The sequence below is a fragment of the Roseateles sp. genome, from assembly GCF_046300915.1.
Taxonomy (GTDB): Bacteria; Pseudomonadota; Gammaproteobacteria; order Burkholderiales; family Burkholderiaceae_C; genus Kinneretia.
On the sequence record NZ_JBKCLH010000197.1, the window covers coordinates 1 to 21,906 of the forward strand.

Consider the following 21,906-nt stretch of genomic DNA (forward strand, 5'->3'; position numbering starts at 1 on the left):
CGCCGGCCACCATTGCCAGCGCCCGCTACCAGGATCTGCTGCAGCGCCATGCCGGCGAGGCTCGTGTGATCAGCCAGCCCTGCCCGGGTCTGGCCGATCTGATCGAGCGCGGCGAGCTGGACAGCCCGCGGCTGCGGACCCTGGTGGATGAGCTCTGCGCCCCGCTGCGCGCGGCCGAGGTGGACACGGTGCTGATGGGCTGCACCCACTACCCCCTGGTCCAGGACCGACTGCAGGCCGCGCTGGGCCCGGCGGTGCGCCTGCTCAATATCGAGACCGCGGTCGCCCAGCAGGCCGCGCGGCTCTGGGCCGGCCTGGGCCTGCCGGCACCGGCACCAGGCACGGAAGCTGCGCTGCGTCTGGCCAGCACCGGCGAGACCGCCCCGCTGCAGACACTGGTGCGCGAGGCCCTGGGCTGGGCCGGCCTGCGGGTGGAGTCCCTGCCCGGGCTTTGAGCTCGGCCCGCGAGCTCAGTCGGCCGTCCGGGCCGCAGCCGCCATGCCGCGCTGCATATCGATGCCGCGCAGAATGATCCAGCCCAGCAGGAAGAACACGCCGGTGCTCAGGATGGCCAGGCGGTGGTTGCCCGTGGTCAGCCAGGTCACCAGGCCATAGGTCAGCGGGCCGATGATGGCGGCCAGACGAGTGGCAAAGGTCCACAGGCCGAAGAACTCGGCCAGGCGGGCCGGTGGCGCAAAGCTGCCCGCCAGGGCCCGGCCGCAGCTCTGGCTGGAGCCCATGCACAGGCCGGCAATCACCGCCGCCACCCAGAACAGGGTGGCCGTGCTGGCCAGATAGGCCAGCAGCACCATCAGCATCCAGCCCAGCAGGGTGTAGGCCAGAGCGCGCTGGTGGCCCACCCGGTCCTCGAAATAGCCGAAGGCAAAAGCCCCCAGGGCCGAGGCAATATTGACCAGAAACACCAGGGCCATGGTCTGGGCCTGCTGGAAGCCCAGGGTCTGCTCCGCATAGACCGCGGCCAGCGCGATCACCACCGCGATGCCGGCCTGATAGCTGGTGCCGCAGGCCAGCAGACGCAGAAAGTCGGGATAGGCCTGGGCGCGCTGCCAGCTGCGCCAGAGTTGGCGCAGGCCGCCGGCCTCCTCTGCGCCGGCCGGCCGCGGCGCCTGGGCTCGAGCGCGCTCGAGCAGCAGCAAAAAGGTAGGCAAGGCCGCCAGGGCGTAGAGGCCGGCCGTGATCAGCATGGTGACGGGCACGAACTCGGTGGCCGGGATGCCCTGGGCTTGGGCGTGCAGCACATAGGCCAGCGACAGCCCCAGGGCCAGCATGCCGCCGCAGTAGCCGAAGGCCCAGCCCCAGCCGGACACGCGGCCCAGGGCCTCGCGCCGCGCCAACTCGGGCAGGAAGGCGGCGATCAGGGATTCGCCATAGGAGTAGAAGGTGTTGGACAGCACCACGGCGATGGCCGCAAGCCAGACCTCGCCGCGCCCGGCCAGGGCCAGGCCGATGGTGGAGATCACGCAGCCTGCGGTGCTGACGGCCAGCAGGCGCTTCTTGGCCGCATGCGCGTCGGCATAGGCACCCAGGGCCGGCATGCTGAGCATCACGATCAGGCTGGATAGCGCGATCAGCACGGTCCAGAGCAAGGTGGCATGAGGCTGTCCCTCGGCCACCACGCCCACGAAATAGACGTTGTAGACCGCAGTGAGCACCACCGTGGTGTAGCCCGAGTTGGCGAAGTCGTACATGGACCAGCCGAAGACCTCGCGCTTCTTGACGCCCTCATTGAGCAAGTTCTGGCTGATCATTCCCACGCGGCTCCTCTTGGACGCTTAAGCCAGCGCAAGACATGGTGCCCGGGAGGGGAATCGAACCCCTACGCCCCTTTCAGGGCCGCGGATTTTAAGTCCGCTGCGTCTACCAGTTTCACCACCCGGGCGGCGCTGAAGCGTGCGCATTATCTCTGCGCAGGGAGGCGCCCAAAGAAAAAGGGAAGTCCTAAGACTTCCCTTTGATTTTGGAGCGGGTAACGAGGCTCGAACTCGTGACCTCAACCTTGGCAAGGTTGCGCTCTACCAACTGAGCTACACCCGCATTTCGTCGACGTTTGGTGCGTCAACCCGGCGCGAACCGGTTTTTATGGAGCGGGTAACGAGGCTCGAACTCGTGACCTCAACCTTGGCAAGGTTGCGCTCTACCAACTGAGCTACACCCGCATTGATTTCTTGGAGGCGCGGTCCGGAGTCGAACCGGACTAACCGGATTTGCAATCCGGGGCATAACCGCTTTGCTACCGCGCCTTAGAACTCAAATTGTGTTTTCTTCATCAGCTTTGGTGGGTCTGATGAAAATGGGAAGCCGGGGCTTCCCATTGATATGCCTGGAGCGGGTAACGAGGCTCGAACTCGTGACCTCAACCTTGGCAAGGTTGCGCTCTACCAACTGAGCTACACCCGCATTGCTTTTCAGCAATCAACGCACTGCTCGCTGCAAACTCTGCCTTGACTTGCGTCGCTGCTTTATTTACTGCGCCGTTTGCGCTGAAGCCGAGATTCTATACCAATTTTTTGGAGGTGCGCAAGACTTTCGCTCATTTTCAGCAAGAGTCTCGCGCTCAAGGGGCTCAGTGCTTGAGCGAATCGCCGGTCTTGGCGGCTTCGGCCGGCTTGGCCTCGGCCACCGGGGCGGCAGCCGCAGCCTCCTCTTCCGGCAGGGGCTGGGGTGCGGCTTCCAGGGCCACTTCCAGCACCCGGTCGATCCAGCGCACCGGCACGATCTCAAGCTGGTTCTTGACGTTCTCGGGAATGTCCTGGAGATCCTTGACGTTCTCTTCCGGGATCAGCACGGTCTTGATGCCGCCACGGTGGGCCGCCAGCAGCTTTTCCTTCAGGCCGCCGATGGCCGTCACCTCACCGCGCAGGGTGATTTCGCCGGTCATGGCCACATCGGCGCGCACCGGGATGCCCGTCAAGGTGGACACGAAGGCGGTGGTCATGGCCGCGCCAGCGCTGGGACCATCCTTGGGCGTGGCGCCATCGGGCACGTGGATGTGGATGTCGCGCTTCTCGAAGAGCTCGTCCTTGATGCCAAGCAGGCGGGCGCGCGAGCGCACCACGGTGCGGGCGGCCTCGACCGATTCCTTCATCACATCGCCCAGCGAGCCGGTGCGGATGATGTTGCCCTTGCCCGGCATGGCCGTGGCCTCGATGGTCAGCAGATCGCCGCCCACCTCGGTCCAGGCCAGACCGACCACCTGGCCGACCTGGTTCTTCTTCTCGGCGCGGCCGAAGTCGTACTTGCGCACGCCCAGGAACTCGTTGAGGTTGTCCTCGGTGACCTGGACCTTGCCTTCGTAGGTCTTGAGCTGCAGGCCCTTGACCACCTTGCGGCAGATCTTGGAGACCTCACGCTCCAGCGAACGAACGCCGGCTTCCCGCGTGTAGTAGCGGATCATGCCGCGGATGGCGGATTCGGTGACTTCCATCTCCTCGTCCAGCACGCCGTTGTTCTTGCGCTGCTTGGGCAGCAGATAGCGCTGGGCGATATTGACTTTCTCGTCCTCGGTATAGCCCGAGAGGCGAATCACTTCCATGCGGTCCAGCAGGGCCGGCGGAATGTTCAGCGAGTTCGAGGTGGCCACGAACATCACATCGCTGAGGTCGAAGTCCACCTCGATGTAGTGGTCGGCAAAGGTGTGGTTCTGCTCGGGGTCCAGCACCTCCAGCAGGGCCGAGGACGGGTCGCCGCGGAAGTCCATGCCCAGCTTGTCGATCTCGTCGAGCAGGAACAGCGGATTGCGGGTGCCCACCTTGGTCAGACTCTGCAACACCTTGCCCGGCATGGAGCCGATATAGGTGCGGCGGTGACCGCGGATCTCGGCCTCGTCACGCACGCCGCCCAGGGCCATGCGCACGAACTTGCGGCCGGTGGCGCGCGCCACACTCTGGCCCAGCGAGGTCTTGCCCACGCCCGGGGGGCCCACCAGGCAGAGGATGGGCGCCTTCACCTTGTCCACGCGCTGCTGCACCGCGAGGTACTCAAGGATGCGTTCCTTGACCTTGTCCAGGCCGTAGTGATCTTCGTTGAGCACGGCCTCGGCATTGGCCAGATCGTGCTTGATCTTGGTCTTCTTGCTCCAGGGCAGGTTGACCAGGGTCTCGATGTAGTTGCGCACCACCGTGGCTTCGGCGGACATGGGCGACATCAGCTTGAGCTTCTTGAGCTCGCTGTCGGCCTTCTTGCGCGCTTCCTTGGGCATGCGGGCGGCCTGGATCTTCTTGTCCAGCTCCTCCATATCGGCGCCTTCTTCGCCGTCGCCCAGCTCCTTCTGGATGGCCTTGACCTGCTCGTTCAGGTAGTACTCGCGCTGGCTCTTCTCCATCTGGCGCTTGACGCGGCCGCGGATGCGCTTTTCCACCTGCAGGATGTCGACCTCGTGCTCCAGCAGGTCCAGCAGCTTCTCCAGGCGCTTGGCCACATCGGAGAGGTCCAGCACCGACTGCTTGGCGTCGAGCTTGAGCGGCAGGTGGGCGGCGATGGTGTCGGCCAGACGGCCCGCATCGTCGATGCCGGCGATGCTGGTGAGGATCTCGGGCGGGATCTTCTTGTTGAGCTTGACGTACTGATCGAACTGCTGGGTCACCGCGCGCCGCAGGGCCTCGACCTCGGAACGGGTCTCGCTCTCGGGCGGGATGGGCAGCACCTCGGCGGTGAAGTGCTCTTCGCCGTCGGTGATGGTCTGGGTGGTGGCGCGCTGCAGGCCCTCGACCAGCACCTTCACGGTGCCGTCGGGCAGCTTGAGCATCTGCAGGATGCTGGAGACGCAGCCGACCTCGAACATATCGTCGGCCTTGGGCTCATCCTTGCCGGCGGCCTTCTGGGCCACCAGCATGATCTGGCGGCCGGCCTCCATGGCCGCCTCCAGCGCCTTGATGGACTTGGGGCGACCCACGAAGAGCGGAATCACCATATGCGGGAACACCACCACATCGCGCAGCGGCAGCAGCGGCAGGGTGATGGGTTCGGCAGGCAGAACGGGATGACCGGACATGAAAACCTCTCTTTCTCAGGCCCACATGGAGCCTGAGCGGGCGATTACAAGACGCCGAATGGATGGGATCGGTCGGATGGATACAGCTTAGGCGCTGGCCTTGGCCTGTTCGCGATAAACCAGCAGGGGCTTGGCGTCTTCTTCGATGTTGTGCTCGTCCAGCACCACCTTGGCCACGCCGTCGAGGGCGGGCAGCTCGAACATGGTGTCGATCAGCGCATGCTCCATGATGGAGCGCAGGCCGCGGGCACCGGTCTTGCGCGCCAGGGCCTTGCGGGCGATGGCACCCAGGGCCGAGGGACGCACTTCCAGCTCCACGCCGTCCATGTCGAAGAGCTGCTGATACTGCTTTACCAGGGCGTTCTTGGGCTCGGTCAGGATCTGCACAAGGGCGTCCTCGGTCAGCTCACCCAGAGTGGCGACCACGGGCAGACGGCCCACCAACTCGGGAATCAGACCGAACTTGATCAGATCCTCGGGCTCCACCTCGCGGAAGACCTCGGAAACACGGCGCTCGCTCTTGCTCTTGACCGTGGCGCCGAAGCCGATGCCGGACTTCTCGGAACGGTTCTGGATCACCTTCTCCAGGCCGTCGAAGGCACCGCCGCAGATGAACAGGATATTGGTGGTGTCGATCTGCAGGAAGTCCTGGTTGGGGTGCTTGCGGCCACCTTGCGGGGGCACGCTGGCCATGGTGCCTTCCACCAGCTTCAGCAGGGCCTGCTGCACGCCCTCACCCGACACATCGCGGGTGATCGACGGGTTGTCGGCCTTGCGGCTGATCTTGTCGATCTCGTCGATGTAGACGATGCCGCGCTGGGCGCGCTCGACGTCGTAATTGCAGTTCTGCAGCAGCTTCTGGATGATGTTCTCGACATCCTCACCCACATAGCCGGCCTCGGTCAGCGTGGTCGCGTCGGCGATCACGAAGGGCACGTTCAGCAGGCGGGCCAGGGTCTGGGCCAGCAAGGTCTTGCCGGAGCCGGTGGGGCCGATCAGCAGGATATTGCTCTTGGAGAGCTCGACGCCCTCCTTGTTGCCGCCCGCGGACATGTGGCGCAGACGCTTGTAGTGGTTGTAGACCGCCACCGAGAGCGTGCGCTTGGCCACGTCCTGGCCGATCACATAGTTGTCCAGACTGCTCTTGATCTCGCTGGGCACGGGCAGATCGGACTTGCTGGCGCGCGCGGCCGGCGCGTCGGCCGGCACCTCATCGCGAATGATGTCGTTGCACAGCTCGATGCACTCATCGCAGATGAACACGGACGGGCCGGCAATGAGCTTCTTCACCTCATGCTGGCTCTTGCCGCAGAAGGAGCAGTACAGGACTTTTTCGCTGGAGTTGCCTTTTTTCTCGGCCATGGATCTGCTTAAAGGGTTCGGGCGTATGCCTGAGGATGATGATAGTTCAAACGCCGCCCGGGGCCTTGGCGCAAAAAGGCCCCGGTTCGGCGTTCTTTAACGGCGAGAAAGGGCTTCAGCCGCGCTGGGTGACCACCTGGTCCACCAGCCCGTAGCTCTGGGCCTCGTCGGCCGACATGAAGTAGTCGCGCTCGGTATCGGCCTGGATCTTCTCCAGGCTCTGGCCGGTGCGCTCGGCCAGGATGCGGTTGAGCTGGTCGCGGGTCTTGAGAATCTCGCGGGCATGGATCTCAATGTCCGTGGCCTGACCCTGGGCACCACCCAGGGGCTGGTGGATCATGATCTTGCTATTGGGCAAGGCAAAACGCTTGCCCTTGGTGCCGGCCGACAGCAGGAAGGCGCCCATGCTGGCCGCCATGCCCATGCACAGGGTGGACACGTCCGGCTTGATGAAGTTCATGGTGTCGAAGATCGACATACCGGCCGAGACGCTGCCGCCGGGGGAGTTGATGTAGAGCGAGATGTCCTTGTCGGGGTTCTCGCTCTCCAGGAACAGCATCTGCGCGACCACCAGATTGGCCACGGCATCGTTCACCGGGCCGACGAGGAAGATGATGCGCTCGCGCAGCAGGCGGCTGTAGATGTCGTAGGCGCGCTCGCCGCGGCCCGACTGTTCAATGACGATGGGCACCATGCCCAGATTGCTTGTTTCCAGCGCGCTCATGAGTTCCTCAATGCACTTGTGAAGCTCGATTATGTCGTCTTGGCGGTGCCCCTCGCCGCCAAGGAAAAAGGCGCCGGCCTCGCGGCGCGGCGCCTTCTGTCCGGCAGCAGGATCCGCAGGATCAGCCGGCCGTGGCCATCAGCTCATCGAAGGGCAGCGCCTTCTCGGAAATCTTGGCCTTGCCCAGCACGAACTCGGTGACGTTGTTCTCGATCACCACAGCCTCGACCTCGGCCAGACGCTCGCGGTCGCTCAGGTACCAGCGCACCACCTCGGCCGGCTTCTCGTAGCTCTGCGACAGCTCTTCGATATGAGCCTGCAGCTGCTCGGGCTTGGCCTGCAGATTGTTGGCACGCACCAGCTCGGCGACGACCAGACCCAGGCGCACGCGCTTCTCGGCCTGGGGCTTGAACAGCTCCTCGGGGATCGGAGCCTTGTCGGCGTCCTTGATGCCGCGCTTCTTCAGGTCTTCGCGGGCGGCGGCGACCATGCGCTCGGTTTCCCCGGCCACCAGGGCATTGGGGATGTCCAGCTCAGCGGCGGCCACCAGGGCGTCCATCACGGCAGCCTTGTTGCGGGCCAGCACGCGGAACTTGACCTCACGCTCCAGGTTCTTCTTGATGTCGGCGCGCAGGGCTTCGACGGTGCCTTCCTTGATGCCCAGGCTCTTGGCGAAGGCTTCATTGACCTCGGGCAGGTGCTGAGCCTCGATCTTCTTGAGGGTCACCAGGAAGTCGGCTTCCTTGCCGGCCACATCCTTGCCGTGGTAGTCCTCGGGGAAGGCCAGGGGGAAGGTCTTGCTCTCGCCGGCCTTCATGCCGCGCACGGCCTTCTCAAAGGCTTCCAGCATCTGGCCTTCGCCCAGGATGAACTGGAAACCATCAGCCTTGCCGCCGGCGAAGGGCTCGCCATCGATCTTGCCTTCGAAGTCGATGCTGACGCGATCGCCATCAACAGCCGCATCGGCGGCTGCACGCTGGGCGAAGGTGCGGCGCTGCTTGCGCAGGATCTCGACGGTCTTGTCGATGGCTTCATCGGTCACGTCGCTGGCAACGCGCTCGACCTCGGCCGCGGCCAGATCACCGATCTTGACTTCCGGGTAGACCTCGAAGGTGGCGTCAAAGGCCATTTCGCCTTCGGCGGCATTGTCCTTCTGAGCGATGCGGGGCATGCCGGCCACGCGAAGCTGGGCTTCGTTGGCGGCGCTCTGGAAGGCCTGGCCCAGCTTGTCATTCATGACTTCGTACTGGACCGAGTAGCCGTAGCGCTGGGCCACGACGCTCATCGGCACCTTGCCGGGACGGAAGCCGTCGGCCTTAACGGTACGGGCCAGCTTCTTCAGACGGGTCTCGACTTCGCTGTTGATGTCAGCGGCCGCCAGCGTGAGCGTGATGCGGCGTTCGAGCTTTTCGAGGGTTTCGACGGTAACGGCCATAGTTGACTCAGACAATCAAAGTGATGGTGCGCGGGGCCGGACTCGAACCGGCACGCCCGTGAAGGCGTCAGGACCTAAACCTGGTGCGTCTACCAATTTCGCCACCCGCGCGAGTGGTTCCAGAACTGCCCCGGAGTTTTTAGCTCCAGCTCAGCCCTGTGGCATTTCGGCAAACCGGAGATTGTAGCCGCTTGGCGGCTGGAAATTTCGGCCCGCCACAAACCGGAATGCCCGATCCGGGGGGAGGGTTGCCCCTCCCCCGTCCTTCGGAATTTCAGAAGCGCGAGGCTTCAGCTGGCCGCTCAACCCGGAACCATGCGGCGTACATGGCCGGCAAGGCCAGCAGGGTCAAGGCGGTGGCCACGATCAAGCCGCCCATGATGGCCACGGCCATCGGCCCCCAGAAAACGGAGCGCGAAAGCGGGATCATGGCCAGCACCGCCGCCGCCGCCGTCAGCACAATGGGGCGGAAGCGCCGCACTGCGGCCTCCACAATGGCACTCCAGGCCGGCACACCGCGGGAACGGTCCTGCTCGATCTGGTCGATCAAGATCACCGAGTTGCGCTGGATCATGCCCATCAGGGCGATCACCCCGAGAAGAGCCACAAAGCCGAAGGGGCGGTCCAGCAGCAGCAGGGCCGCCGCCACACCCGCAATGCCCAGCGGCCCGGTCAGGAAGACCAGCATGGCACGCGAGAAGCTCTGCAGCTGCAGCATCAGCAGCGTGAAGGTGATGAAGAGCATGATGGGCACGCCGGCCGCGATCGAGCCCTGCCCCTTGCTGCTCTCCTCCACAGCCCCCGCCACCTCGATGGTGTAACCCGTCGGCATCTTCTGGCGCAGCTCATCCAGTGCGGGCCAGATCTGAGCACTGACAGTCGCCCCCTGCATGCCATCGGCCACATCGCCCTGAACGGTCACGGCATAGCTGCGTCCCTCACGCTGGAGCACACCGGGCTCCCACACAAAGTCGATCTTGGCAATCTGCGTCAGCGGAATGCTGCGCCCGCTGGCCGTGGGCACATAGGCGCTGCTCAAATCGGTGATGGCCTCACGCTCGGCCAGGGGCTGGCGCAGCACGATATCGATCAGCTTGTCCCCCTCCCGGTACTGCCCCACCGGCGTGCCGGAAAGCAGGGTACGGGTCGCCTGCGCAATGCTCTGGCTGCTCACCCCCAAGGCCCGGGCCTTGTCCTGATCGATCTGCAGCCGCAAAGCCTTGACCGACTCGTTCCAGTTGTCATTCACGCCACGCATATGGGGATTGGCGCGCAGAATCTCCTTGGCCTGATCGGCCCAGCGTCGCAGCTCCGTAACGTTGTCCCCCATGACCCTGAACTGCACCGGATAGGACACCGGCGGCCCATTGGGGAGCAGCTTGACGCGTGCGCGAACCTCGGGAAACTCGGCCGCCACCAAGTCCGGCAGGCGCTTGCGCAGGGCCTCGCGCTCCGCCATGCCCTTGGGGAGGATGATGGCCTGACTCACGTTCGACGCCGGGAAGACCTGATCCAGGGGCAGGTAGAAACGGGGCACACCGCTGCCGATCCAGCTGCTGACCGTGTCCACACCGGGCTCGGCCATCATGCGGGCCTCGAATCGCGTGGCCACGCTGCGCGTCTGTTCAATGGTGCTGCCTTCCGGCAGCGCCAGATCAACCAGGATCTCGGGGCGGCTGGAGTCCGGGAAGAACTGCTGCTGCACCCGGCTCATGCCCAGCAGGCCCAGAACAAAGATCAGCAGCGTGGCGGCGATGGTCTTCCAGCGATGCTCCACGCACCAGCGCACCATGGCGCGAAAACGGTTGTAGAAGGGCGTGTCGAACAGCTCATGCGCCTGCCCTTCTTTGGCCGGGTGGGTGCGCAGCAGCAAGGCGCCCAGGTAGGGCACGAAGTACACCGACACCACCCACGAAATCATCAGTGCCGCGGCCGTGACCGCGAAGATGGCGAAGGTGTACTCACCGGTCGCCGACTTGGCCAGACCGATGGGCAGGAAGCCCACGGCCGTGATCAAGGTGCCGGTGAGCATGGGCATGGCGGTCGCGTCATAGGCGAAGGTGGCCGCATGCATCTTGTCGTAGCCCTCCTCCAGCTTGCGCACCATCATCTCCACCGCAATGATGGCGTCGTCCACCAGCAGGCCCAGGGCAATGATCAGCGAGCCCAGGGAGATCTTGTGCAGACCCACACCCCAATAGAACATGGTCACGAAGGTGATGGCCAGCACCAGGGGAATGGTGATGGCCACCACCAGACCCGGCCAGATGTCGATGCGCAGGGGCCGGGTGTGCAGCCCCAAGGAAATGAAGCTGACCGCCAGCACGATCACGACCGCCTCGATCAGCACCTTCACGAACTCATTGACCGAGCGCGTCACCGCCAGAGGCTGGTCCTGGATCTGAGCCAGCTCAATGCCGGCCGGCAGAGTTCGGCGGACCTCGGCGGCCGCCTTTTGCAGAGACTTGCCCAGCGCAATGATGTCCCCACCCTTGGCCATGGAGATGCCCAGGGCCACCACATCCTTGCCCTGATGCCGCACCGTCACGCCGGGCGGATCGGCATAGCCCCGCTTCACCTCGGCAATGTCCGCCAGCCGCAGACTGCTGGCCTGCCCCGTCGCCGGGTTGACCGCACGTATGGACAATTCCTTGAGGGCGGCGACGGAGTCAAACTGACCGCCCACGCGCAGCTGAATATTGCCGCTACCCGCATTCAGCACACCGGCGCCTTCCACGGCGTTCTGCGCCGAGAGCTGGGCGATGATCTGGCTGAAGTCCAGGCCCAGTTCGGCCAGCCGCTTCTGCGAAACCTCCACATAGAGCTTTTCGGCCTGAACGCCGAACAGCTCCACCTTGGCCACATCCTGAACCTTGAGCAGACGCGAGCGCACCCGCTCCGCATGCTCCCTCAACTCTTCGGGGCTGAATCCATCGGCGGACAAGGCCAGGATGGAGCCGTAAACGTCACCGAACTCGTCATTGAAGATGGGGCCGACAACGCCCTGAGGCAGGCGATACCGCATATCGCCCACCTTCTTGCGGACCAAGTACCAGGTGCCGGCGACCTCGTCGGGCGGGGTTGTCTCCTTGAGGATGAAGACCGTCAGGGACTCGCCCGGCTTGGCAAAGCTGCGCACCTTGTCGGCATGCGGCACCTCCTGCAGGGCGCGCTCAATTTTGTCGGTGACCTGCTCCGCCACCTGCTGCGCGGTGGCCCCAGGCCAGAAAGCCTGAATCACCATCACGCGGAATGTGAACGGCGGATCTTCGTCCTGCCCCAGCTGAAAGTAGGCGGCAAAGCCCATCACCATCAGCACCACCATCAGGTAGCGCGTCAGGGCGGGGTGTTCCAGGGCCCAGCGCGAGATATTGAAGCGCGAGGAGGCCAAGGGCGTGTTGGGGGAAGCGTTCATGCGACGTCCCCAGTTAGCGCGAAGCCGCCGGTGCCGCCGGTGCCGCCGCGGGTGCGGCATAGCGCGCGACCTTCTGCCCCGGTGTCAGCACATGCACACCGGCCGTCACAACCTCCTGACCCGGACTCAAGCCCTCGGCAACAAGCACCTCGTTTCCCTCCGCCCCCTGCAGCCGTATGGCTTGCAGCCTGACCGTCATGCTCTTGGCATCGAGCACCCAGACCGAGGTCTTGCCCTGCTGCTCCAGCACCGCACTGAGGGGTAGCTTGATGAAGTTGTGCTGCTTGGGCAGTTCCAGTCGCACCGTGGCCGTCTGCCCCAGGCGGGCGTCGAGCTTGCCGGCATCGGCTTTCACGAGAAAGGTCCGCGTCGCAGGATCGGCCGCTGCCGAAACCTCGCGCAGCTGAATCGATTGCGCAAGCTGCTCACCACCCCACAGGCGTACGCTCAGCGCGCCGGGCCGCCCAGCTGCCTCGCGCAGCCGACCGACCATCTGTTCCGGCACCGAGAACACGACATCCCGAGGGCCATCATGCGCCAGCTGCAAGACAGGCGCCCCCGCCCCGACCACCATGCCCGGTTCAGCCAGAACGCCGGTGATCACACCCGCGGCATCCGCACGCAGCTGAGCGTAGTCCGACTGATTGCTCTGCACGGTGGCCTGCGCCTTGGCCTGGTCCAGCTGCGCCTGGGCGGCCTTGAAGACCGCATCACGGCGCTCAAGTTCGGCGGCACTGATAAAGCCCTGCTGATGCAGATCGATGAAGCGCTTGTAATCGGCCCCGGCCTGATCGCGATTGACCCGCGCGGCATTCATCGCGGCACGGGCGGCCTCCTGGGCCAACATCAGGTCCTGCGCATCCAGCCGCGCCAGCACCTGCCCGGGCTTCACCACATCACCCAAACTGACACGGCGCTCCTGCAGCTTGCCGCCCACGCGAAAGGCCAGGCGCGACTCGGTTCGAGCCCTCAATTCAGCCGCGTACTCGAGCACCGGTCCGGAGCTCTCCTGCATCACCACCTGGGTACGCACCGCCCGCACGGGCTCGGGGGGAGCGGACTGCCTACCGCAGCCAAGCAACATCAGGAGCAGCGAAACGCTCAAAGCCTGGCAAGCGCCGGCACGAGCCGACCTCAGAACATGGGGCATGGACAACCTCAATGAAAGGCTGAGCCCAGCCGAGCCTGGACTCTGCAACTGACTAACCGGTCAGTAATGTATGGGCCGAGCATGCTGCTGTCAAACAGCTGAACTCACTGCCTTGGGCCCGGCAAAGCCGGGGACAATGCTCCGCGTGAGCATAGAGCACTACGAGAACTTCCCGGTAGCGTCCTGGCTGTGTCCGCCAACGCTACGCCCCGCTGTGGTGGCGATCTACCACTTCGCCCGCTGCGCCGACGACCTGGCCGACGAGGGCGATGACAGCCCCGAGCAGCGCCTGGCCGCGCTGCGCGCCTACCGCGCCGACCTTCATGCCGTGGCCGCGGGGGCGGCGCCCTCCCCGCGCTGGCTGCGGCCGGTCTTTGCCGCCCTGGGGCCGGTGATCGCACGCCACCGCCTGCCCCTGCCCTTGCTGGAGGCCCTGCTGGACGCCTTCGAGCAGGATCTGGTCAAGCATCGCTACGCCGACCGCGCCGAGCTGCTGGACTACTGCCGCCGCTCGGCCAATCCGGTGGGCCGCCTGTTGCTGCACCTTTACGGCATCCATGACGCCGCCTCGCTGCGCCACTCCGACGCCATCTGCAGCAGCCTGCAGCTGATCAATTTCTGGCAGGACTTCAGCCGCGACCTGCCGCGCGGCCGCGTCTATGCGCCAGCCGACGATCTGGCCCGCCACGGCCTGAGCGCCGAAGACCTGCTGGCCGGGCGCGACGGCCCGGCCGCGCGCGCGCTGATCCGCGAGCTCTGCGACTGGGCCCGCGCCCTGATGCTGGAAGGCGCGCCCCTGGTGCACCGCATCCCGGGGCGTGCGGGCTGGGAGCTGCGTCTGGTGGTACAAGGCGGCCTGCGCATTCTTGAGAAAATCCGCCGGATGGATCACGCCAGCCTCACTCACCGCCCCCGCATCACCGCCCTGGACCTGCCGCCCATGCTGACGGGCAGCCTGCGCATGCGCGCCGCGGAGGGCCAGGCGTGACGCCCGAGCAATACGTTCAGGACAAGGCGGCCAAGAGCGGTTCCAGCTTCTACTACGCCTTCCTCTTCCTGCCGCCGCCCCGGCGCGCGGCCATCACTGCCTTCTACGCCTTCTGCCGCGAGGTGGACGATGTGGTGGACGAGATCCAGGACCCCGGCGTGGCCGCCACCAAGCTGGCCTGGTGGCGCAAGGAGGTGGCCAATGCCTTTGCGGGCCAGCCCCAGCACCCGGTGATGAAGGCCCTGATGCCCCATGTGGCGGACTATGACATCCGCACCGAGCATCTGAATGCGGTGATCGAGGGCTGCCAGATGGACCTGGACCAGACTCGCTACCTGGACTACCCCGGCCTGCAGCGCTACTGCCATCTGGTGGCGGGCGTGGTGGGCGAGGTGGCCTCGGGCATCTTCGGCCGCACAGACGCCCTGACCGTGGCCTACGCCCACAAGCTGGGCCTGGCCATGCAGCTCACCAACATCATCCGTGACGTGGGCGACGACGCCCGGCGCGGCCGCATCTACCTGCCGGTCTCCGAGCTGCAGCAGTTCGACGTCAAGGCCCACGAGATCCTCAAGCGCGACAAGCCCTGGGGCTATAGCGAGCGCTTCACGGCCCTGATGCAGTTCCAGGCCGCGCGCGCCCACGCCCTCTACGACGAGGCCCTGGCCCTGCTGCCCGAGGCCGATCGCCGCGCCCAGAAGCCCGGGCTGATGATGGCCAATATCTACCGCGCCCTGCTGCGCGAGATCGAGGCCGAGGACTTCCAGGTGCTGCAGCAGCGCATCTCGCTGACCCCGCTGCGCAAGCTCTGGATCGCGATGAAGACCAATTGGCGAGGCAGGTGATGGCTCCCCCCCTACCGGCTGCGCCGGCCCCCTCAAGGGGGCACCGCCGGCAGCCCGGCAGAGCCGGTTCTGCGGCGGCCGCTCGGTCATGAAGATTGCTGTTGTCGGGGGGGGCTGGGCCGGTCTGGCCGCGGCCGTCACCCTCAGCCAGGCTGGGCAGCAGGTCAGCCTCTTCGAGATGGCAGCCCGGCCCGGTGGCCGCGCCCGCAGCCTGGACGGCGCGGAACCGCGCCTGGACAACGGCCAGCACATCCTGATCGGCGCCTACCGCGAGAGCCTGGACCTGATGCGCCAGGTGGGTGCCCGGCCCGACGAGCTGCTGCTGCGCCTGCCCCTGCGCCTGCGCTACCCGCAGCACGAGGGCCTGCGCCTGCCGCCCGGCCCGCCCCTGCCGGCCTTTGCGCGCGCGGTGCTGGGCTATGGCGCCTGGCCCTGGCGCGCCCGCCTGGGCCTGCTGCGCGCCAGCCTGGGCTGGGCCCTGAGCGGCTTTGACTGCGACCCGCGCCTGAGCGTGGACGCGCTGTGCCAGGCCTTGCCCGCCGCCGTGCGCCAGGAGCTGATCGATCCCCTGTGCGTGGCCGCGCTCAACACCCCGGCCCGCGAGGCCAGCGCCCAGGTCTTTCTGCGCGTGCTGCGCGACGCCCTTTTCAGCGGCCCGGGCTCGGCCGATCTGCTGCTGCCGCGCCGCCCCTTGAGCGAGCTGCTGGCCGAGCCGGCCGCCGCCTGGCTGGAGGCACGCGATGCTGCGCTGCATTGGCAACGCCGCATCAGCCGGCTGGAGCCGGGCCCGCGCCTGGACGGCGAAGCCTTTGATGCCGTGATCCTGGCCTGTAGCGCCAGCGAGGCGGCCCGCCTGGTCACACCGCTGGCGCCGGACTGGGCAGCGCGGGCCGCGGCCCTGCGCTTCGAGCCCATCGTGACGGTCTATCTGGAGAGCCCCGGCAGCGCCCTGCCCGCGCCCATGGTGGCCCTGCACGAGAACGCGGAGCAGCCCGCCCAGTTCGCGTTTGACCTGGGCCAGCTGGGCCATGCGCCCGGACGCTTTGCCTTCGTGATCAGCGGCGCTGCGCCCTGGGTGGAGCGAGGCCTGGACGCTACCGCGGCGGCCGTGCTGGCCCAGGCCCAGGCGGCGCTGACCTGGCGCAGCCCGCCCACCCTGCTGCGCTGCCTGGCCGAGAAGCGCGCCACCTTTGCCTGCACCCCGGGCCTGCAGCGCCCAGCAGCGGCCGTGGCCCCGGGCATCTGGGCCGCGGGCGACTATGTGGACGGCCCCTACCCCGCCACGCTGGAGGGCGCGGTGCGCTCGGGCCGCGCCGCCGCGCAGGCGGTACTGGGCGCTCAGGGCCCGCTGCGGCCATAGGGTGCCGCCAGCGGCTCGCCCACGAACACGCTCTGACCCGGCCACAGCACGCTGCGCCAATCGGCTTCCAGCGCACTCTGCCCCTGCAGATAGCTCAGCAGCAGCAGTTGCGGATGCGGAAACTTCTGCAGATGGTTGCAGGGCTCGCTCACCGCGCCATGGCTGGCCGTGGCGCCCGCCTCGATCCAGTCCAGTGCGCTCATCTGTGGGCCGCTGCTGCGCTCCAACTGGCCGGCCAGCGAGGTCAGGTGATCGGCCAGGGCGCCGGGGATGAAGGGCATGCGCTCCAGTCCCTCCACCCGCGCCAGCCCGGTCTGGTAGAGCAGCACCTCACTGAGCTCGGGCAGGGCCGCCTGGGCCACGCGCCGGGTCTGCAGGCCGTAGGCCCAGAGCCGGCTCTCGGGCGGGAACAGGGGCTCGCGCACATTGCGGGCCTTGTCCTCGGTGGCGGCAAACACGGCCTGCACCGGCGGCGTGCCGCGTTCGAGCAGGGAGCGGTCGGCCGCCACGCCGCGCTCGATCAGGGCCTTGGCGCTCTCCACCGAGCGTGCCGCCAGCAGCATGGCCGGGCGCAGGCCCAGATCGCTGAAGGGCTTGTGCCCCGTATAGGCCGGATAGGGCGAGGGCTTGGAGGCCGCGCAGCTGTTCTTGCACAGCTCGGGCTGGAAGCCCAGGGCCAGGGCTCCGGTGATGGAATTGCAGGCCACGGCATAGGGCTGGCTCCAGGCCAGCACCAGGGCCTGCACCTGGGGGCTCAGGCGCTCGTCCAGCTGGCTCTTGAAGGCCTCGAACTCGGCCGGGCTCAGCACCGCCTGACGCGGCACATCGAGCGTGATCAGCTGCTGGGGCGCAAGGCCGCGCTTTTTCGCGTACTCCGCACCCACCGCCACCGAATAAGGGTCGCTGCGATTGATCACCAGGGCGATATCGGCCGCGACCAGACGGCCCTGGGGCGCCGGCACCCGCAGCCAGCCGGGGCCGGACTGGGCCTGCGCCGAGAGCGCCAGCAAGACCCCTGCAAACAACACAATGATGCGGCGCAGCATTTCGCCATGCAAAATCGACTCAGAATCCCGCACAATCAAACATCCATGGAAAGCCCGCCGACCCCAGGATATGGCCGGGCCATGACAGCAGAAGAAAACAACACACAAGCAGGGCCATGAAGAGCAAAGAGGGGCAAACGCCCGCCATCCAGGTGCTGGAACGCAGCTTCGCGCTGCTGGACGTCTTGGCCAGTCATCAGGACCCCGTGTCACTGAAGCAGATCAGCGAGGCCACCGGCCTGCACCCCTCCACCGCGCACCGCATTCTCAACGACCTGGCCATCGGTCGATTCGTCGACCGCCCCGAGGCCGGCAGCTACCGCCTGGGCATGCGCCTGCTGGAGCTGGGCAATCTGGTCAAGGCCCGCCTGGATGTGCGCGATGCGGCGCTCTCGCCCATGCGCGAGCTGCACAAGTTCACCCATCAACCGGTCAATCTTTCGGTGCGCCAGGGCGACGAGATCGTCTACATCGAGCGCACCTACAGCGAGCGCTCGGGCATGCAGGTGGTGCGGGCCGTGGGTGGCCGTGCGCCCCTGCACCTGACCTCGGTGGGCAAGCTCTTCCTGGCCAGCGACGACCCGCAGCGCGTGCGCGCCTACGCCACCCGCACCGGCTTGGCCGGCCACACCAAGAACAGCCTCACCGACATCCATGCCCTGGAGCGCGAGCTGGCCCTGATCCGACAGCGCGGCCTTTCGCGCGACGACGAGGAGCTGGAGCTGGGCGTGCGCTGCATGGCCGCCGGCATCTACGACGACCAGGGCACGCTGGTGGCGGGCCTGTCCATCTCGGCGCCGGCTGACCGCCTGGAAGAAGGCTGGCTGGCCCGGCTCAAGGAAACCGCCTCGCAGATCTCGCAGGCTTTGGGATACCGGGGCTGAGCACTCATGAAAAAGCGCCTCTTGGGCGCTTTTCCTTGACTGCCGATGTTGGGCGGCAGTGACTCGGCGAGCCGCTCATGCTGTGCGGAGCTCGGCAGCCCGCCGCATGGGGCGCTCAGTGGCGGATCAGGTGGTCGAAGGCGGAGAGCGCCGCCTTGGCGCCGTCGCCAGCGGCAATCACGATCTGCTTGTAGGGCACGGTCGTTGCGTCGCCGGCGGCAAACACGCCGGGCACCGAGGTTTCACCCTTGGCGTTGACGATGATCTCGCCGAACTTGGACAGCTCCACCGTGCCCTTGAGCCATTCGGTGTTGGGCACCAGACCGATCTGCACGAACACGCCTTCCAATTCGATGCGCTTGGCCTCGCCGCTGGCACGGTCGGTGTAGTTCAGGCCATTGAGCTTGCCGGCCTCGCCGGTGAACTCGGTGGTCTGGGCCTGGGTGATGATGGTCACATTGGGCAGGCTTTGCAGCTTCTTGACCAGCACGGCGTCGGCACGCAGCTGCTCACCGAACTCCAGCAGCGTGACATGGGCCACGATGCCGGCCAGGTCGATGGCAGCTTCCACGCCGGAGTTGCCGCCGCCAATCACCGCCACGCGCTTGCCCTTGAACAGCGGACCGTCGCAGTGCGGGCAATAGGCCACGCCCTTGTTCTTGTACTCCTGCTCGCCGGGCACATTGACATTGCGCCAGCGCGCACCGGTGGAGAGGATCACGGTCTTGCTCTTGAGCACGCCGCCATTGGCCAGCTGTACCTCGATCAGGCCGCCCGGTTCGCTGGCGGGGGTGAGCTTGTCGGCGCGCTGCAGGTTCATGATGTCCACGCCATAGTGCTTGACGTGGGACTCCAGGGCCATGGCGAACTTGGGACCATCGGTCTCCAGCACCGAGATGTAGTTCTCGATGGCCAGGGTGTCGTTGACCTGGCCGCCGAATCGCTCGGCGGCAATGCCGGTGCGTATGCCCTTGCGGGCGGCGTAGACCGCCGCGGCCGCGCCGGCCGGGCCGCCACCGACGATCAGCACATCGAAAGCGTCCTTGGCGGAGAGCTTGGCGGCATCGCGGGCGGCGGCGCCGGTATCCAGCTTGGCCACGATCTCTTCCACGCTCATGCGGCCGGAGCCGAATACTTGGCCGTTCAGGTAGACCGAGGGCACCGCCATGATCTCGCGGGCATTGACCTCGTCCTGGAACAGGGCGCCGTCAATCACCACGGTCTTGACCTTGGGATTGAGCACCGACATCAGGGACAGGGCCTGCACCACGTCCGGGCAGTTGTGGCAGGACAGGCTCATATACACCTCGAAGGCGTAGTCGCCGTCCAGGCTCTTGATCTGCTCGATGAGCTCGGGTTCGACCTTGGGCGGGTGGCCGCCGGTCCACAGCAAGGCCAGCACCAGGGAGGTGAACTCATGGCCCAGGGGGATGGCGGCGAAGCGCAGGCTCTGCTCGGTACCGGTGCGCTTGAGGCTGAAGGAGGGGCGGCGAACGTCTTGGCCGTCCAGCTTCAGCGTGATCTTGTCGGACATCGCGGCGATGTCCTGCAGCAGTTGCTGCAGCTCGCGGGAGCTCTCAGAGTCGCTCAAGGAAGCCTCGATCTCGAACGGCAGGGTGACGCGCTCCAGGTAGGCCTTGAGCTGGGTCTTCAGGGTGTCGTCCAACATGGTGATGCTTCCTTCTTGTATCAAGCGACTTTGAGAGCTGGCCTCCTTTGCGAACAGGCGGCCAGGGGCATCCCGGCGGCACGCGGGCCGCCGGAAATGCTGCAGGCGGTGATGAGGACGGACCTCAACACGGGGTGGGCTGGTAGAGGCTTAGATCTTGCCGACCAGGTCCAGCGAGGGAGCGATGGTCTTGGCGCCTTCATTCCACTTGGCCGGGCAGACCTGGCCGGGGTTCTTGGCGGTGTACTGGGCAGCCTTGAGCTTGCGCAGGGTTTCCTTGACGTCGCGGGCGATCTCGTTGGAGTGGATCTCGGCGGTCTTGATCACGCCTTCCGGGTTGATCACGAAGGTGCCGCGCAGGGCCAGGCCTTCTTCCGGGATGTGCACGCCGAAGGCGTTGGTCAGGGCGTGGGTCGGGTCACCGACCAGGGGGAACTTGGCCTTGCCCACGGCCGGGCTGGTCTCGTGCCACACCTTGTGCGAGAAGTGCGTGTCGGTGGTGACGATGTAGACCTCGGTGTCGGCCTTCTGGAACTCGGCGTAGTGCTCGGCGGCGTCTTCCACTTCGGTGGGGCAGTTGAAGGTGAAGGCGGCCGGCATGAAGATCAGCACGGACCACTTGCCCTTCAGGGACTGCTCGGTCACCTCGATGAACTTGCCGTTGTGGAAGGCTTGGGCCTTGAAGGGCTGGACTTGGGTGTTGATCAGGGACATGTATGCACTCCGCTGTGGGTTGAAAGAATGGGCTGAATCATATCGATGGCCCATCCCCCACAGGGTTGTTTAATCAAATCACCCCAATTGCCTGCGCCTATTGAGCAAGGCGTAAGCAAGCGATTTCCTCAATGGGATCGGTCTCAGAGCCCGGTCTCCAGGGCCAGCAGCTCCTCCACCGTCTGGCGGCGGCGGATCAAACGCGCCGAGGCGGGGTCGTCGCCCTCCACCAGCACCTCGGCGATCAGGGGCCGGCTGTTGTAGTTGCTGGACATGGAGGCGCCATAGGCCCCGGTGTCATGGATCAGCAGCAGATCGCCTACCCGCGCCTCGGCCAGCGCGCGCGGCACCACCACACCGCCGTCCTCCTGGGTGAAGACATCGCCCGACTCGCACAGCGGCCCGGCCACCACGCTGGGCCGCTGGGGGCGCGCCACACCGTCGCGCGGCAGGATCTCCATGACGTGGAAGGCGCCGTACATGGCGGGGCGCATCAGCTCGTTGAAGCCGGCATCCACCAGCACGAAATGGTTGGCGCCCGCGTTCTTGGTGGCGCGCACCTCGGCCAGCAGCAAGCCGGCCTCGGCCACCAGGAAGCGGCCCGGCTCGATCTCTAGGTGCAGACCATGGCCCAGCAGGGCCTCGGCCTGCTTGCGGGCCGCATCCCAGAGGCCGAAGTAATGGGCCGTGTCGATCACCGCCCCGCCCTCGCGGTAGGGAATGGAAAGCCCGCCCCCGGCCGAGATGGCCTGCAGATCATGGCCGGACTCCTTGGCTTGGCGCACCAGGTCCACCATGGCACCGCAGACCTGCGCCAGATGGCCGTAGTCCACGCCCGAGCCGATGTGCATGTGCAGGCCAACCAGCTTGAGGCCCTGGGCGCGGATCACGTCCAGCGCGGCGCCCAGCTCGCTGTGCCAGATGCCATGCTTGCTGTGCTCGCCGCCGGTATTGGTCTTGTTGCTGTGGCCATGGCCGAAGCCCGGATTGATGCGCAGCCAGACCGGATGGCCGGGCGAGACCGCGGCCAGCTGGCCCAGCATGTCGATGGAGCCGGCGTTCACCGGCACGCGGTGCTCGGCCACGGTGGCCAGGGTCTCGCGGTCCAGCAGGTCGGCGGTGAAGACGATCTCGCCATCCGCCCCGGCGCGATAGCCGGCGGCCAGGGCGCGCAGGATCTCGCCGCGCGAGACCGCATCCACCTTGACGCCCTGCTCGCGCATCAGCTTGAGGATATGGATGTTGGAACAGGCCTTCTGCGCGAAGCGGATGGTGTCAAAGACCTGGAGCGCCGCGATGCGGC

General features: G+C 66.3%; 16 protein-coding genes and 6 tRNA genes. 5 read left to right on the forward strand and 17 right to left on the reverse strand.

Annotation, left to right across the window (positions count from 1 at the left end):
- The coding region (locus ACK5F2_RS15060; protein WP_409865993.1) for a glutamate racemase at positions 1-455 on the forward strand (455 nt) is incomplete at its 5' end.
- Positions 456-470: 15 nt separating this feature from the next.
- Here ACK5F2_RS15060 and ACK5F2_RS15065 read toward each other — a convergent pair.
- The 13 genes from ACK5F2_RS15065 to ACK5F2_RS15125 all read right to left on the reverse strand — a co-directional run bounded on the left by ACK5F2_RS15065 (position 471) and on the right by ACK5F2_RS15125 (position 12,989).
- Positions 471-1,769 carry an MFS transporter gene (locus ACK5F2_RS15065; protein WP_409866018.1) on the reverse strand — a complete coding sequence of 433 codons (1,299 nt, stop codon included), beginning with the start codon at positions 1,767-1,769 and terminating at the stop codon, positions 471-473.
- Positions 1,770-1,811: 42 nt separating this feature from the next.
- Positions 1,812-1,900, reverse strand: a tRNA-Leu gene (locus ACK5F2_RS15070).
- Between the two features lie 79 nt (positions 1,901-1,979).
- Positions 1,980-2,055: transfer RNA gene (locus ACK5F2_RS15075), tRNA-Gly, on the reverse strand.
- A 46-nt stretch (positions 2,056-2,101) separates the two neighbouring features.
- Positions 2,102-2,177 (reverse strand) — tRNA-Gly (locus ACK5F2_RS15080).
- A 10-nt stretch (positions 2,178-2,187) separates the two neighbouring features.
- Positions 2,188-2,261: transfer RNA gene (locus ACK5F2_RS15085), tRNA-Cys, on the reverse strand.
- A gap of 81 nt (positions 2,262-2,342) precedes the next feature.
- Positions 2,343-2,418 (reverse strand) — tRNA-Gly (locus ACK5F2_RS15090).
- 166 nt (positions 2,419-2,584) lie between these two features.
- A complete protein-coding gene (lon, locus tag ACK5F2_RS15095; RefSeq protein ID WP_409865996.1) occupies positions 2,585-5,011 on the reverse strand; it encodes an endopeptidase La in 2,427 nt (808 codons plus the stop codon).
- 87 nt (positions 5,012-5,098) lie between these two features.
- Positions 5,099-6,373, reverse strand: a complete 1,275-nt coding sequence (gene clpX, locus ACK5F2_RS15100) for an ATP-dependent Clp protease ATP-binding subunit ClpX (protein WP_133602477.1) — start codon at positions 6,371-6,373, stop codon at positions 5,099-5,101.
- 115 nt (positions 6,374-6,488) lie between these two features.
- Entirely contained in the window at positions 6,489-7,097 is a 609-nt protein-coding gene (clpP, locus tag ACK5F2_RS15105) for an ATP-dependent Clp endopeptidase proteolytic subunit ClpP (RefSeq protein ID WP_133602476.1), read from the reverse strand.
- Between the two features lie 121 nt (positions 7,098-7,218).
- Positions 7,219-8,532 (reverse strand): trigger factor, encoded by a 1,314-nt coding sequence (gene tig / locus ACK5F2_RS15110; protein ID WP_409865999.1) that lies wholly within the window; start codon positions 8,530-8,532, stop codon positions 7,219-7,221.
- A gap of 24 nt (positions 8,533-8,556) precedes the next feature.
- Positions 8,557-8,643: transfer RNA gene (locus ACK5F2_RS15115), tRNA-Leu, on the reverse strand.
- Between the two features lie 163 nt (positions 8,644-8,806).
- Complete coding sequence (locus ACK5F2_RS15120) at positions 8,807-11,947, reverse strand: efflux RND transporter permease subunit (protein ID WP_409866001.1); 3,141 nt, start codon at positions 11,945-11,947, stop codon at positions 8,807-8,809.
- A 13-nt stretch (positions 11,948-11,960) separates the two neighbouring features.
- Positions 11,961-12,989, reverse strand: a complete 1,029-nt coding sequence (locus ACK5F2_RS15125) for an efflux RND transporter periplasmic adaptor subunit (protein WP_409866003.1) — start codon at positions 12,987-12,989, stop codon at positions 11,961-11,963.
- A 244-nt stretch (positions 12,990-13,233) separates the two neighbouring features.
- Between ACK5F2_RS15125 and hpnC the strand changes: the two genes are divergently transcribed.
- From hpnC to hpnE, 3 genes are all read left to right on the forward strand, one after another.
- A complete protein-coding gene (gene hpnC / locus ACK5F2_RS15130) occupies positions 13,234-14,085 on the forward strand; it encodes a squalene synthase HpnC (RefSeq protein ID WP_409866005.1) in 852 nt (283 codons plus the stop codon).
- A complete protein-coding gene (gene hpnD, locus ACK5F2_RS15135) occupies positions 14,082-14,930 on the forward strand; it encodes a presqualene diphosphate synthase HpnD (RefSeq protein ID WP_409866007.1) in 849 nt (282 codons plus the stop codon). The genes hpnC and hpnD overlap by 4 nt, the downstream gene beginning before the upstream one ends.
- 88 nt (positions 14,931-15,018) lie before the next feature.
- On the forward strand, positions 15,019-16,290 hold the full coding sequence (hpnE, locus tag ACK5F2_RS15140) for a hydroxysqualene dehydroxylase HpnE (protein WP_409866009.1): 1,272 nt from the start codon (positions 15,019-15,021) through the stop codon (positions 16,288-16,290).
- On the opposite strand, the gene ACK5F2_RS15145 is transcribed toward hpnE, so the two are convergent.
- The gene (locus ACK5F2_RS15145) at positions 16,269-17,336 is read right to left on the reverse strand and encodes a TIGR03790 family protein (protein ID WP_409866011.1); all 1,068 of its coding nucleotides are present in this window, start codon (positions 17,334-17,336) and stop codon (positions 16,269-16,271) included. The genes hpnE and ACK5F2_RS15145 overlap by 22 nt on opposite strands.
- A gap of 116 nt (positions 17,337-17,452) precedes the next feature.
- Between ACK5F2_RS15145 and ACK5F2_RS15150 the strand changes: the two genes are divergently transcribed.
- A complete protein-coding gene (locus ACK5F2_RS15150; RefSeq protein WP_409866013.1) occupies positions 17,453-18,220 on the forward strand; it encodes an IclR family transcriptional regulator in 768 nt (255 codons plus the stop codon).
- A gap of 115 nt (positions 18,221-18,335) precedes the next feature.
- Here the strand turns inward: ACK5F2_RS15150 and ahpF are convergent, their stop codons facing one another.
- From ahpF to lysA, 3 genes are all read right to left on the reverse strand, one after another.
- Entirely contained in the window at positions 18,336-19,889 is a 1,554-nt protein-coding gene (ahpF, locus tag ACK5F2_RS15155) for an alkyl hydroperoxide reductase subunit F (protein WP_409866015.1), read from the reverse strand.
- 150 nt (positions 19,890-20,039) lie between these two features.
- On the reverse strand, positions 20,040-20,603 hold the full coding sequence (gene ahpC, locus ACK5F2_RS15160) for an alkyl hydroperoxide reductase subunit C (protein ID WP_133602468.1): 564 nt from the start codon (positions 20,601-20,603) through the stop codon (positions 20,040-20,042).
- A gap of 143 nt (positions 20,604-20,746) precedes the next feature.
- A partial coding sequence (gene lysA / locus ACK5F2_RS15165; RefSeq protein WP_409866017.1) for a diaminopimelate decarboxylase occupies positions 20,747-21,906 on the reverse strand: 1,160 nt, incomplete at its 5' end.